A 13,676-nucleotide genomic window follows, 5' to 3' on the forward strand; every position below is an offset into this window, starting at 1 on the left:
CGTCCCCCTGATCACAGAAAACTGAACCGGTTAAGCAGACGGCTAGGGATTGTACTGCATGGACTCGAAACCCATGCGAACAAAGATTCCGTCAGCCCCGCGAGCCTCCCTGGCATCCCGGGCACCAGTAGAGGGTGCGCCCGGCCAGAGTGGAGGAGGCGACCGGGGAGGAGCACACGCGACAGGGGTCGCCCGTGCGGTAGCAGACGTAGAAACTGTCCGACCGGGGGACGGGGTACACGTCCGGATCGGGGCGGTGTTCGGGCAGGGTGGTGACGATACGGCCGTCGCGCACGCCGTCGCGGAGCAGTCCGGCGAGGTCCTCCCACAGCCGGGTCCACTGGCCGTGCGTGAGCTCGCGGCCCGGGGTAAGGGGGTCCAGGCCCGCACGGAACAGCGACTCGGCCCGGTAGATGTTGCCGATCCCCGCCACGACGTCCTGGCGCATGAGCAGTGCGGCGACGCTGGTCCGGGAGCGGCCGACCACGCGCCAGGCCCGTTCGGGGTCGGCGTCGTCGCGCAGGGGGTCGGGGCCCAGCCGGTCCTGGACGGCCTGCTTCTCATCCTCGGTGAGGACCTCGCAGGCCGAGGGCCCGCGCAGGTCGGCCCAGCCGGAGGAGTTGACCAGCCGTGCGCGTACCGCGCCGACCGGCGCCGGCGGCAGGACGAAGCCCTCCTCGTCGCGGACCAGTTCCAGGCGGGTTCCGGCCCCGGCGCGCGGCGCTCCCAGGTGGCGTTCGCCGTCGGTGTCGCCGAAGGTCCAGGCACCGTACAGGCCCAGGTGGACCCGCAGCCACTCCCCCGAGTCGAATCCGAGGAAGAGGTGCTTGCCGTGTGCCTCGCTCTCGGCGAGGACCCGGCCGTCCACGCGGGCGGCGCCGTCGGCGAAGCGGCCCTGCGGGCTGCTCGCGTGCACCGTGCCGCCGCCGAAGGTCTTGTCGAAGTGCGCCGCCAGCCGGTGCAGCGTGTGGCCCTCAGGCACCGTGTTCCCCTCTCCCGTCGGCCCGGGGCGGCGGACGGACCACCGCGTTCCGGACGTCCCGGTCCAGGGTAGTGCTCCCGCGCGTACCGGCCGGCCGGTGCGTGGGACCGCTCCGGCCGGCCCGCGGGGCCCTTCGGCCGGTGCGTCAGTGGGCGGTGAGGATCTCCTCCACGAGGGTGCGCGGATCGGCCAGGCAGCGCCAGGCGGGCACCAGCACCACGGGGTCCCCGGTGACGCGGTTGAGCGACTCGCCCCGGGCGAGCAGGTGGCGCAGGGACCGGCCGTCGGGCTCGTGGTCGAGCAGGAGCAGCAGACGGCGGGAGCCGAACCGGACCACCATGTCGGCGGTCCAGCCCTCGACCGTCTGCTGGAGGGTCACCTCCGTGCCCACCCGGCGCAGCTCCGCCACCAGCGCGGAGGCGGCCGGGTCGGCCCGTACCGCGCAGGCGCCCGAGGCCACCGCGTCCAAGCCGCCCAACGGCCCGTCGTCGCCCGACCAGTACCCGCGGTCGCCCACCACCACCAGCCGCTGGCGGGTGCGGGTCAGCACCGACGACCACAGGTGCCCCATCCGGCGGATCCGGCGCTCGGCGATGGTGGGCGCGCCGAGGGTGAGCATCGGCGAGAGCACGGTGACGTCGACCGCGTCGCGGTCGCACGCCAGGAGGTCGGGACCGCCGACCCGCACCTCGTGCCGCAGGACGCGTTTGCGCAGCAGGCGGCGGATCAGGGCGACCTGGGGCTGGGTCGGCGCGACGACCGCGACCACCCTGCCGTACGGCAGGTGCTCGTCGATCTCGTCCACCACCACCGCCACCCGGTAGGCCTCGTCCCGGTTGACGTAGGACGCGCCGGGAGCCGCCTCGCAGACGCCGGCGGCGTCGCGCCACTCGAACGCCGGCCCTCCGGCGGGGTCGGGGGTGGTGCGCACCGCGAGCCTGCCCCCGTAGCAGTGCCGTGAGGCGGCCTCCGCGAGCCGGGGCGGCGCCCCGTCGTGCTCGTCCAGCCATATCGGGGGCGGCGCGGCCCGGTACAGGGCGCGCATCGCCGAACCCGTGCCGTGGCGCAGGCCCCGGTCGTCCAACTGGTCCGCGGACAGTCCCGCGGTGGCCAGCACACGGCGCTCCTCGTCCGGTTCCAGCGCGCTCGTCGGCCCCGGGTGCGCCGGGTCGCCGAAGACCACGGCGCGGTTGGCCCGGTAGAGCGCGGGCAGCAGCTCGGCCACCCGGGTGCGCTCCGCGCCGACCACGACGACCAGGTCGAACAGGCCCGCATGCGGCGGCAGAGCCCTGACCTGGTCGGTGCGGCACATCCACGCGGGCAGGGCGTCGAGCAGGTCGTCCAGTCCGAGCCAGCCGTTGCCGTGGTGCCAGTTGAGGGTCTCCAGCCGGTTCTCGATCGCGGCGCGGCCCCGGCGCAGCCGGGGTTCGGCGACCGAGCGCAGGCAGGCGGCGCTGGACCTGCGGTGCCGGTCCAGGGCGTCGGCCAGCTCGGCGGTCAGCTCTCCCAGCGGAGCACAGCGGGTGCGCCGGTCCACCGCCGACCGCCACTCGCTCTCCATGCGGGCGACCGCGCAAAGCCGGGCGAGACTGTCGGGGTCGGTGCCCACGCCCAGCTCACGGCGGACGGCGCCACGGTGGCGCAGCCCCGTCAGAGCGCCCGCCCTGGCGCGCTCGGCCCTCTGCAGCCAGTACTCGGGGCCGCCCCGCTCGGGGGTGAAGAGGGAGTCGGGGTCCCAGCCCTGGGCGATGACGCGGGCGCGCTCCTTCGCCAGGTGGGCGAGCGCGTGCCCGCCGGAGGCCATGGTGTCCATCGTCCGCCACGCCTCACGGACCCGCGCCCAGTCCTCGGCCAGGTCCGTCCAGTGGGTGAGGGGGTCCTCCCCGCCGAAGTCCCGCCCACCGGAGTCGGCGCAGGCGGTGGACATGTTCCCGGCGTGCTCGGTGAGGAGCCGGGTGAGCAGCAGGACCTCGGCGGAGCGGTGCTCGCTCCCGCCGACACGTACGAGGGGGTAGGCGGGTGAGGCGTCGGCGCGGACGCCGGTCTCGGCGATGTCGGTGGCGGTGCGCCCGCAGACCAGGACGCGCTGGCCGTTGCCGACGGCGGTGCGGACGATGGCGTCGACCAGGTCGTGTGCGCCGCTGCCGGGAGGAGCTGCGGCCACGGTGAGCTGGTCGCGCATGGCGGCGCTCAGGACGGCGTACTGGGACTGGTCGAGGGGGGTCGCGCGGATCGGGACCGTGGAGCCGTCGGTACCGGTGGACGGGGGAACGGCGCGGGCGGCGCGCCGGGAGCTCCCCCGGCCGGCGAAGAGCCGTCCGGGGTGGGGCGGTGCGGCGGTCTCGGCCCGCCGGGCCGCCGTGGTCCGCCCGAGAAGGGGCTCCAGCGCCGTCCCGCCGACGTCGTCGGGGTTGAGGCCGTCCCGCTCGGAGGGGTCCAGGTCGGCGAGGACGCTCTCGACGTCGCCGGGGCCGTACTCGTACCCGTCGGGGCCGGGCCCGGCGTCGCCGGTGCCGTGTTCGCCGGCCCCGTGCCGGCCGTCCGGGCCGTACCTGTCGGCCCCGCGCCGACCGTCGGGGCCCGCGCGGAAGAACACGGCGACGTTGTGGGCGCCGTCGATGTCGGTGCGCGGGGTGCTCCGGGTGCCGAGGGGGGCGATGTCGTCCACCCTCTCGACCTCCAGCCGGGCGAGCAGGGCGCGGACCCTGACGGCGAGGTCGGCGACGGCGGCGGGTCGGCGCAGGGGGTCTGGCGCCCCGGAGCGCAACCGCGTGCGCAGCTCGAACAGGTCCTCGGGGTCGGTGACGCCGAGCCGCGCCAGGAGGGCGGGGTTGACGTCGGGCGGGCCGACCGCGCGGACCAGTGTGCCCTCGGGGGCGGCGCGAAGGTCACCGGCGTCGTCCACCGCCCGCACGTCGACGACGAGCAGGGGCAGGGCGAGGCGGTCGGCGCCCTCGCCCAGGAACACGAGCGGGTAGCCGTAGCGCGGCGCCTGGCCCCGGCTCCGTGCCAGGCGCATGACCCGGGCGGCCTCCGGGGACAGCACGAGGGTCTCCCGGGCCCCGCTGAACAGGACCTCGGGTCCTGCGGGCAGGCAGGCACAGGCGTCGGAACCGAGTTCGTCGGCGCGGACGGAGTGGGTGTGCACGGCCTCGCGGTGCAGGCAGGCGCGCAGGTAGGCCAGGAGGGACCGGACCTCGTCGCGGTCGATCGGCGGCTTCCAGCGCAGTGAGGCGGTACCGACCCCCGACCGGCTGACCTGCCCGGGTGCGGCGGGGAGGGCACCGGGAATCCCCTGCTCCGCCCCCGGGACGCAGCCGTAGCCGATGTCGTGTTCGTCGTCGCGTAGTGACCTCACGTGTCCCCCCGGACCTGACGCCGTGATCAGGCGGTTACTCCCCGCCAGCAACGCTCATTGTGGCGGATGGGCCCGCCCCGGATCCGTGGAACACCGGAAACCGTCGCGGATTTCACCCTGGGTGACGGACCGGGTCCCGTGGACGCGTGTCCGGGGCCCGCCGGAGGCCACCGGGGCCTCAGGTGGTGGCCCCGTGGACGCGCAGGGCGATCCAGAGCTCGGCCCGGTAGTCGGGGTCGTCGAGGTCCCCGGGGAGCAGGTCGCGGATGCGCCGCATGCGGTAGCGGAGTGTGTGCCTGTGGACGCCTAGCGACTCCGCCGCGGCGTCCCACCGGCCCGAGGCCGCGAGGTAGGCGTGCAGCGAGGCGAGCAGCTCGGCGGAGGTCCGCTGCCGCATGAGCGGAGCGAGCAGGTCCCCGGCCATGCGGGCCCCGGCGGGGGTGTCCGCCAGGCCGAGCAGCCCACCGGGCAGGTCGCCGACCCGGACCAGGTCCTCCCCCGCATCGCGCGCGGCCTCCAGCGCGCGCCCGGCCTGGGACAGCGCCGCGGACAGCTCCGCGTAGGGGGAGGGGTCGCTCACGCCGACCGGCCCCTCCAGCACCTCGCCGATCACGCCCGCGTCCGTGCCCGCGGGGGCCAGCAGCAGCGCGCGCCCGCCGTGCTCGGTGACCAGGACGCCCTCCGGCGGCTGGGCGGGCCCGGTCCCCTCCGCCGCCGCCACCACGACGGGTTCGGCGGGAAGGACCTCCCGCAGCCGCTCCGCCCCCGGGTGGAGGAGGTCCAGGGCCCCGGTGAGCAGCGCCGCGAGCAGCCCCTCCCGCACCCGGGCCGTGCCGTCGTGGGCGGTGCGCTCCAGTTCGAGGGAGAGCAGGGAGACCGCGGCGTTGACCAGGGTGCGCTCGTCCGAGCCGAGCCGCCCTCCGGTACCCACGGCGAGGAACCCGCGGACCCGCCGGCCGATGGACAGGGGCTGCACGGAGACGTGCTCGCCCCCGGAGGTCAGGGAGACGCTCGCACGCGTGCCCGCCTCGCGCAGCCGGTCGAGTTCGTCGGCCAGCCCGGCGGCGCGTGCGGCGGCTCCGTCGGGAGAGGCGTGCCGGGCCGTGCCGTCGGCGGAGAGCAGCAGCACCCAGGCGCCGAGGTCGCGGGCCAGCCGGTCCACGATCGCCGGGGCTCCGGTGAGCGCGGCGCGGGTGAGGTCGCGCTGCGCGGCGAAGGCCCTGCTCAGGCCCTCGTACTCCTCCTTGGCCAGGAGCCGGGAGACCTCCTTGCCGATCGCGATGAAGGGGGTCTCCCGGGGGACCTCCAGCAGGGTGAGGCCGAACTCGGCGGCGGCCCCGCGGAGCTCGGCGGGGGTCTCGTCCAGGACCACGCCGACGGCGAAGCCCAGGCCGGCGATCCGGCGCTCGGCCAGGCGGCGGGTGTAGTCGCGCAGGTCGGGCACGCCGGTCGCCCAGCGCACGCCGGTGGTGAGGAGGAGTTCGCCGCCCGCCAGGTAGGGGGTGGGGTCCTCCAGCTCGCTGACCGCGACCCACTCCACCTGCCGGTCCAGGCCCTCCTGCCCCGTGAGCGGGTTCAGCCGCAGGCGCTGTGCCCGCACCAGGGCGCCCAGGGTCGGTGGCATCGCTTCCCTCCTCCTTCGAACCCTGACGTGTTGGCACAAGGTTCTGCTTCGATTATCCACTGTGTCCATGGGTGAGGGGTGCGGAGCGCCCTAGTGTCATGCGGGTCGGGGAGCCCACCCCCGCCTTCCCGTTCCCCGTCCACCGCAGAAGGAGGCAGCCGCATGGCAGCGACCGAGGTCGCCCAGTCCCGCCGGATCGTCACCGAGATCCCCGGCCCCAAGTCCCGCGCGATCCAGGAGCGCCGCCGTTCGGCCGTCGCCCAGGGCGTCGGCAGCGTCCTGCCCGTCTACGTCGAGCGCGCGGGCGGCGGCATCGTCGAGGACGTCGACGGCAACGCCCTGATCGACTTCGGCTCCGGCATCGCCGTGACCAACGTCGGCAACGCCGACCCGCGTGTGGCGGAGCGCGCCGCCGAGCAGCTCGGCCGGTTCACGCACACCTGCTTCATGGTGAACCCGTACGAGGCGTACGTGGACGTGTGCGAGGCGCTGAACCGCATCACGCCGGGCGACCACGAGAAGCGGTCGATCCTGCTCAACTCGGGCGCCGAGGCGGTCGAGAACGCGGTGAAGATCGCCCGCAGCGCGACCGGCCGCCAGGCGGTGGTGGTGTTCGACCACGCCTACCACGGCCGCACCAACCTCACCATGGGTCTGACCGCGAAGAACATGCCCTACAAGCAGGGCTTCGGGCCGTTCGCCGGTGAGATCCACCGGATGCCGATGGCCTACCCGTACCGCTGGCCGACCGGCCCGGAGAACTGCGGCCCCGAGGCCGCGGCCATGGTCGCCGACCAGATCACCAAGCAGATCGGCGCCCGGAACGTGGCGGCCGTGGTGATCGAGCCGATCCAGGGCGAGGGCGGCTTCATCGAGCCCGCGCCGGGCTTCCTGCCCGCCGTGGCGGAGTTCTGCCGCGCCAACGGCATCGTGTTCGTCGCCGACGAGGTGCAGACCGGCTTCGCCCGTACCGGCCACATGTTCGCCTCCGAGCACGAGGGCGTGGTCCCGGACCTGATCACGACCGCCAAGGGCATCGCGGGCGGCCTGCCGCTGGCCGCCGTGACCGGTCGCGCCGAGCTGATGGACGCCGTGCACGGCGGCGGCCTGGGCGGCACCTACGGCGGCAACCCGGCGGCGTGCGCCGCCGCGCTGGCCACGCTGGAGGCCATCGAGTCCGACGGCCTGGTGGAGCGGGCCCGCGAGATCGGCGACCTGATGCTGGGGCGCCTGCGCGAGATGGCCGCCAAGTACGAGGTCATCGGCGACGTGCGCGGACGCGGCGCGATGGTCGCGATCGAGCTGGTCGGGGACGGGGAGAGGACGCCCGACCCCGAGGCGCTGGCCAAGGTGCTGTCCTACTGCCACTCCCGGGGCCTGGTACTGCTGAGCGCGGGCACCTACGGCAACGTGATCCGCATGCTGCCGCCGCTGGTGATCGGCGACGAGCTGCTGCACGAGGGGCTGGACCTCCTGGAGGAGGCCTTCGCCCGGCTGTGAGGACCGGCGCCGGGGCCCCACCCGGATGATCTTGCTCCCAGTGACACTGTCGGCGGTCGGGAGTGCCGCCAAGAGCAAGATCATCCGGGGTGGGAGCGAGCCGGCGAACCCTCGTGGCCACCGCCCTAGCGGGTGCCCCAGGCGTAGGTCTGCTTGCGCAGTTTGAGGTAGAGGAACGTCTCGGTGGTGGACACGGTGTCGATGGCGCGGATGTTCGCCAGGATGTCCAGCAGCTTGGCGTCGTCCTCGGCGACCACCTCGACCATCAGGTCGAACGAGCCCGCCGTGATCACCACGTACTCCACGCCCCCGACGTCCGAGACGGCGTCGGCGGCGGCGTTGAGGTCGCCGGTGGTGCGCACGCCGATCATGGCCTGGCGGTGGAAGCCCAGCATCATGGGGTCGGTGACGCCCACCACCTGGACCACCTCGGCCTCCAGCAGCCGCTGCACGCGCTGGCGCACCGCCGCCTCCGACAGGCCGACGGCCTTGCCGATGGCCGCGTAGGACCGTCGCCCGTCCTCCTGCAACACCTCGATGATGCGCTTGGCGGTGTCGTCGAGGACCACGCCGTTGGTCCTGCGCACAGGGCTGGGGTCCGGCTGTTCGGTCACGGGGTCCCTCCGCTTTCGGTACATGGAATCCAGTTTCCACCGACGCGCCTACCAGCGGATTTCATTGTTTCTTGCGCATCGGACAACGGATTCCAAGGTACTGCATGTGCGCGGCGGGGTTGAGGGGCGTATGTGGAACGGGGGTCCGCCCTGCTCGGCGGCGGTCCGGCCGGCCCCCGGCGGCCCGGGTCCGCCGGTTCAGCGCTCCTCGCGGACCGAGTCCAGCGACAGCAGCGCCACGTGCAGGGACAGGCAGGTCTCCACCGACTCCAGGTCCGCGTCCAGCACGTGGGAGATCCGCCGCAGCCGGTCGTAGAACGCCGGCCGTGAGAGGTGGGCGCGTCCGGCCGCCAGCGCCTTGTTGCGGCCCGCGCCCAGGTAGTGGCGGAGCATGTCGGTCAGGTCGCCGCCGTGCCGCGCGTCGTGGTCCAGCAGCGGCCCCAGCTCCCTCTCGACGTAGGTCTGTAGCCGCTCGTCGTCGCGGAACAGGTGCAGCAGGCCGCGCAGGTGCAGGTCGGGCAGCCGGTAGAAGGGGCGCCGGTCGCTCTGCCGGATGGCCGCGTCGCCGACCTGGCGGGCCTCCAGGAAGGAGCGCCGCACCTCGCGGACGCCGTCCACGGAGGAGCCCACGGCCAGGACCGCGGCGTCGCCCACGGTGCCCCGGACACGGTCGGCGAGCATGTGCAGGGTCGTGTCCAGGCTCTGGCGCCCGGGCAGGGCCAGCAGGATGCCCACCCGCAGGTCGTCGAGCGAGCCCACCAGGGCGGGCAGGCGCAGCTCGCGGCAGGCGCGCGCGGCGCCCTCCGCCGTGTCGGACAGGCGGGCCTGGGCGGCCAGGCCGGTGCCGCCCTCACGCAGGCGCAGCACCAGCCCCACGAGTTCGCGGCCCTTGAGCGGCACGCCCACCGCGCGGGCCCGGACCAGGGCCTCCTCCGGGTCGGAGTAGGCGCGGTCGACGATGCCCGCGATGATCGTGCGGTGCGTCTGCCGCTCCAGGCTCTCCTGGTGGCGCTCCAGCAGCCTGCCCAGGGCCAGGGTGGTGGCGGCGCGCTCGATGAGCATGCTCTGGCGGGGGGTCGGGTTGGCCCCGACGACGAGGATCAGCCGTCCCCAGTCCTGGCCGCGCGCCCCGACCATGGTGACCAGCCATCCGGTGGCGGGCGTGTGGACGGTGCGCGAGCCCGAGCGGGCCGCGCGCGAGCGGCTCTCCCACGAGGTGAGCAGGGTGCCGGGGTCCTCGCCGTTGAGGTCGCAGGCCAGTACCTGGTGGGTGAGGTTCTCCAGGACCACCGGGCAGCCGGAGAGCTGGGCGACCTCGTGCAGGATGCGCCCGGCGTCGGCGCCCTCCACCGATAGCCGGGTGAACACCGAGTGCAGCTTCTCGGACTCGCGCAGCTCCTCCAACTGCTCGTTGACCACGCGGATGTGCACGGCCTCGGTGATCTCCACGAAGCGTGCCTCTCGGTCGAGCAGGATGACCGGCACGCCCGCGTCGCGGGCGGCGTCGAGGAAGGCGTGCGGGAGCTCCGCGTGGTACTTGCGGCCGAGCTCGACCGCGATACCGCTGACCCCGGCCGCGGCCAGGTCGTCGATGTAGCGGCGCAGCGCGTCGGGGTCGTCGGGCATGGCGATACCGGTGCTGAGCACCAGCTCACCGCCCCGGAGGAGGTGGGCGAGGTCGGTGACCTCGGCGATGTGGACCCAGCGCACGGCCACGTCCAGGCGTTCGGAGCCCGCCACGACCCGGGGGCGGGCACGTTGGAGGGCGGGCAGCTGGAGGACCTCGTCGAGGGTGGGGAGCACGGCTTCCATTCTAGTGACGCGAAGCCGAACGCAGTGTCATATCCCTGACTCGTCCACTTACAGTGTGTACGCCGGTGCGTGCCCCGGTCCCAGGTCATGGAGCCACCCGCAGATCCTTACATGTCGTAATCCCGTCCACCATGTTGTCAACATGCTGATCCTGGCCATGCAAGGAGGGCGGGGCGAGACTGGGGGCATGTCGGAACTTCTCTCGCGCCACCGCGCGGTCATGCCCTCCTGGCTGCCCCTGTACTACGAGTCCCCGCTGGAGATCACCAGCGGCAAGGGCGCCCGTGTCACGGACGCCGACGGCAACACCTATCTGGACTTCTTCACCGGCATCGTGACCAACATGCTCGGCTACGACGTGGCCGAGGTGCGCGAGGCCGTGGAGCGCCAGCTCGCCAAGGGGGTCGTGCACACCTCCACCCTGTACCTCATCCGCAGCCAGGTGGAACTGGCGGAGAAGATCGCCCGCCTGTCGGGGATCCCGGACGCCAAGGTCTTCTTCACCAACTCCGGTACCGAGGCCAACGAGACCGCCCTGCTGCTGGCCACGTACGCGCGCGGCAGCGACGAGGTGCTCGCGATGCGCGGCAGCTACCACGGGCGCTCGTTCGGCACCGTGGCGGTGACCGGCAACCGGGCGTGGAAGAACTCCTCGCTGTCGCCGCTGAACGTGCACTACCTGCACGGCACCGACCACGCGTCCCCGGCCTTTCGCGGGATGACCGACCAGGAGTACGTCGAGGCGTGCGTCGCCGACCTGCGCGACGTGCTGGACACCACCGCGCCGAACGTGGCGTGCCTGATCGCCGAGCCGATCCAGGGCGTGGGCGGGTTCGCGATGCCGCCGGACGGGCTGTACGCCGCCTACAAGGAGGTGCTGGACGAACACGGCATCCTGTTCGTGTCCGACGAGGTGCAGACCGCGTGGGGCCGCACCGGCACGAGCTTCTTCGGCATCGGCGACCACGGCGTGACCCCGGACGCCATGACCTTCGCCAAGGGGCTGGGCAACGGCTTCGCCGTGGGCGGCGTCGTGGCGCGCGGCGACCTGATGGACCGGCTCGGCGCGCTGGGCGTGGCCACCTTCGGCGGCAACCCGGTGTCGATGGCTGCGGCCGGGGCGACCCTGGACTACGTCCTGGAGCACGACCTCCAGGGCAACGCGCGGCGGCAGGGGTCCCTGATCCTGGAGGGCCTCAAGGCGCTGACCGCGCTGCCGAGCGTGCGGGACGTGCGCGGCAGGGGCCTGATGTTCGCCGTGGAGATGGCCGACCCCGCCACCGGCGCGCCCTCGCCGACGCTCGCGGGCGGGGTGCTGGAGGCCGCGCGAGAGCGCGGGCTGCTGGTGGGCAAGGGCGGCGTGCACGGCAACGTGCTGCGGATGGCGCCGCCGCTGACGCTGTCCCAGGAGGAGGCCGTGGAGGGCCGCGACGCGCTGTTGGACGCGGTGCGCTCGGTGGACGCCGGGGCCTGATGCCCGAACGGCCCCTGGGGCCTCCTGCGGCCCCAGGGGCCGATGTGAACCGGAGTCCCCCACTTCGATGGATGCCCCGACCCCACCCGTACAAGCGGACACTCGCCCGCCTGTGGACAAGGAAGAGAACAGCATGAGCAAGCACGTCACCCACTGGATCGGCGGGGCCGCCCACGAGGGGCCGTCCCAGCACCGGGGGGACATCTACAATCCCGCGTCCGGCCAGGTCACCGGCACGGTCGACCTCGCGGGGCCCAAGGAGGTCGACGCGGCGGTGACCGCGGCACGGGAGGCCTTCCCCGGATGGCGCGACACCTCGCTCTCCAAGCGGGTCCAGGTCCTGTTCCGCTTCCGCGAGCTGCTCAACGGGAACAAGGAGCGGCTGGCGGAGCTGATCAGCGCCGAGCACGGCAAGGTCTTCTCCGACGCCCTGGGCGAGGTGTCCCGCGGCCTGGACGTCGTCGACTTCGCCTGCGGCATCCCGCACCTGCTCAAGGGCGGCTACTCCGAGAACGTGTCCACCGGCGTGGACTCCTACTCGATCATGCAGCCGCTCGGCGTGGTCACCGGCATCACGCCGTTCAACTTCCCCGCGATGGTGCCGATGTGGATGTTCCCGGTGGCCGTCGCCTGCGGCAACGCGTTCGTGCTCAAGCCCAGTGAGAAGGACCCCTCCGCGGCCGTCGTGATGGCCGAGCTGTGGGCCGAGGCGGGGCTGCCCGACGGGGTGTTCAACGTCGTGCACGGTGACAGGGCCGCGGTCGACGCCCTCCTGGAGCACCCGGACGTGGCGGCGGTCAGCTTCGTGGGCTCGACCCCGATCGCCCGGCACGTCTACCGGACCGCCGCCGAGCACGGCAAGCGCGTCCAGGCCCTGGGCGGGGCGAAGAACCACATGGTGGTGCTGCCCGACGCCGACCTGGACCTGGCCGCGGACGCGGCGGTCTCGGCCGGGTTCGGCTCGGCGGGCGAGCGGTGCATGGCCATCTCGGCGGTGGCCGTGGTGGACTCGGTCGCCGACGAGCTGCTGGAGCGGATCCGCGAGCGGGTGGCGCGCCTGCGCGTGGGCCCCGGCGACGACGACCGCAGCGAGATGGGCCCCCTGGTCACGCGCGAGCACCGCGACAAGGTCGCCTCCTACCTGGAGTCGGGGGTGCGCGAGGGCGCGACCCTGGCGATCGACGGGCGGATGCATCCGGTGCTGGGCGGGGACCCGGACGGTTTCTGGCTGGGTCCCTCGCTGCTGGACCACGTCGGACCGGAGATGTCCTGCTACCGGGACGAGATCTTCGGACCGGTGCTGAGCATGGTGCGCGTGGGCGACTACGACGAGGCCGTGAAACTCGTCAACGACAGCCCCTACGGCAACGGGACGGCGGTCTTCACCAACGACGGCGGCGCCGCGCGGCGCTTCCAGCACGAGATCGAGGTCGGCATGGTGGGGATCAACGTCCCCATCCCGGTGCCGATGGCCTACTACTCCTTCGGCGGCTGGAAGCAGTCGCTGTTCGGCGACTCGCACGCGCACGGTACCGAGGGCGTCCACTTCTACACCCGCACGAAGGCGGTCACCGCACGCTGGACGGACCCGAGCCGAAGGCCCGAGGGAGGCGTCGATCTGGGCTTCCCCACCAACGGCTGAACAGGACTTCACGGAAATAGCGGATGGATCTGCCTCACTGTCGGTCGACCACGAACGACAGGGAGTATCGTTGTCGTCAGGCGCCCCTCACGGGGCGTGGTCGACGCTGTCGACGGCACACGAGCCATCCTGGGAAGGACGCGCTCATTTCCCCTCCTCCCCGATGGAAGCGGGCGCGTCAACGGAAGCGCTCCGGGTCCGCCTCTCCCCCTGGACCCGGAGCGCGACCGTCTTCTCCTAGTGGGCCGCGAACAGCCGTTCACCAGCGGGAACCCGGGGCTCCACGTCGATGATGCCCGCGCACTCCTCACAACCGAACACACGGCTCCCGTCCGGCAGCTCACCGAGGCGCCGACGGGGCCGGGGCCACTTGGCGTGGCAGACGACGCAGGCATCCCCCATGCACTGCGCCCAGCTCAGCAGGCTCGGGTCGTAGACGTAGGTGTCGGTTGCGGGCCGCGTGTCTGGTTCACACATCATGCTCATTCCGCGCAATGTCCTTGCTCCCCCCGTGGTTTAGGACAGTCTGGCGGGCCGATAGTTACCGGCTCTTTATTGAATCAGAAGCTTTGGGCGCCTGGAAGGTTCCGGACCGATTTACATCACATCATGCAGATGAATCATAACCGTAGGTGACGAACCCTGGGAAGACCCTGCTCGCTGGGAAGAT

Annotated in this window: 9 protein-coding genes; 3 read left to right on the forward strand and 6 right to left on the reverse strand. The window is 73.1% G+C overall.

Features of this window, described 5'->3' with window-relative positions; translation table 11 throughout:
- Window positions 1-91 precede the first annotated feature (91 nt).
- The 3 genes from NOSIN_RS16835 to NOSIN_RS16845 form a co-directional block, all read right to left on the reverse strand.
- Window positions 92-982, reverse strand: a complete 891-nt coding sequence (locus tag NOSIN_RS16835) for an Fpg/Nei family DNA glycosylase (RefSeq protein ID WP_077691668.1) — start codon at window positions 980-982, stop codon at window positions 92-94.
- A 145-nt stretch (window positions 983-1,127) separates the two neighbouring features.
- Complete coding sequence (locus NOSIN_RS16840) at window positions 1,128-4,340, reverse strand: DEAD/DEAH box helicase family protein (protein ID WP_077691669.1); 3,213 nt, start codon at window positions 4,338-4,340, stop codon at window positions 1,128-1,130.
- Between the two features lie 178 nt (window positions 4,341-4,518).
- Window positions 4,519-5,964, reverse strand: a complete 1,446-nt coding sequence (locus NOSIN_RS16845) for a PucR family transcriptional regulator (protein WP_077691670.1) — start codon at window positions 5,962-5,964, stop codon at window positions 4,519-4,521.
- Window positions 5,965-6,126: 162 nt separating this feature from the next.
- Between NOSIN_RS16845 and gabT the strand changes: the two genes are divergently transcribed.
- Window positions 6,127-7,464, forward strand: a complete 1,338-nt coding sequence (gene gabT, locus NOSIN_RS16850) for a 4-aminobutyrate--2-oxoglutarate transaminase (RefSeq protein WP_077691671.1) — start codon at window positions 6,127-6,129, stop codon at window positions 7,462-7,464.
- Between the two features lie 125 nt (window positions 7,465-7,589).
- Here gabT and NOSIN_RS16855 read toward each other — a convergent pair whose 3' ends face one another.
- Together NOSIN_RS16855 and NOSIN_RS16860 are read right to left on the reverse strand one after the other, a co-directional pair.
- Complete coding sequence (locus NOSIN_RS16855; RefSeq protein WP_077691672.1) at window positions 7,590-8,078, reverse strand: Lrp/AsnC family transcriptional regulator; 489 nt, start codon at window positions 8,076-8,078, stop codon at window positions 7,590-7,592.
- A 198-nt stretch (window positions 8,079-8,276) separates the two neighbouring features.
- A complete protein-coding gene (locus NOSIN_RS16860) occupies window positions 8,277-9,881 on the reverse strand; it encodes a PucR family transcriptional regulator (RefSeq protein WP_077693623.1) in 1,605 nt (534 codons plus the stop codon).
- 196 nt (window positions 9,882-10,077) lie between these two features.
- Here NOSIN_RS16860 and NOSIN_RS16865 point away from each other — a divergent pair, with 196 nt between their 5' ends.
- Window positions 10,078-11,364 carry an aspartate aminotransferase family protein gene (locus NOSIN_RS16865; RefSeq protein ID WP_077691673.1) on the forward strand — a complete coding sequence of 429 codons (1,287 nt, stop codon included), beginning with the start codon at window positions 10,078-10,080 and terminating at the stop codon, window positions 11,362-11,364.
- Window positions 11,365-11,497: 133 nt separating this feature from the next.
- Window positions 11,498-13,006: a CoA-acylating methylmalonate-semialdehyde dehydrogenase gene (locus NOSIN_RS16870; protein ID WP_077691674.1), complete on the forward strand. Its 1,509-nt coding sequence runs from the start codon at window positions 11,498-11,500 to the stop codon at window positions 13,004-13,006.
- A 237-nt stretch (window positions 13,007-13,243) separates the two neighbouring features.
- Here NOSIN_RS16870 and NOSIN_RS16875 read toward each other — a convergent pair whose 3' ends face one another.
- Entirely contained in the window at window positions 13,244-13,486 is a 243-nt protein-coding gene (locus NOSIN_RS16875) for a hypothetical protein (RefSeq protein ID WP_375539659.1), read from the reverse strand.
- Window positions 13,487-13,676 lie beyond the last annotated feature (190 nt).

The sequence above is a fragment of the Nocardiopsis sinuspersici genome (genome assembly GCF_001998325.1).
In the GTDB taxonomy this organism is placed as follows: Bacteria; Actinomycetota; Actinomycetes; order Streptosporangiales; family Streptosporangiaceae; genus Nocardiopsis; species Nocardiopsis sinuspersici.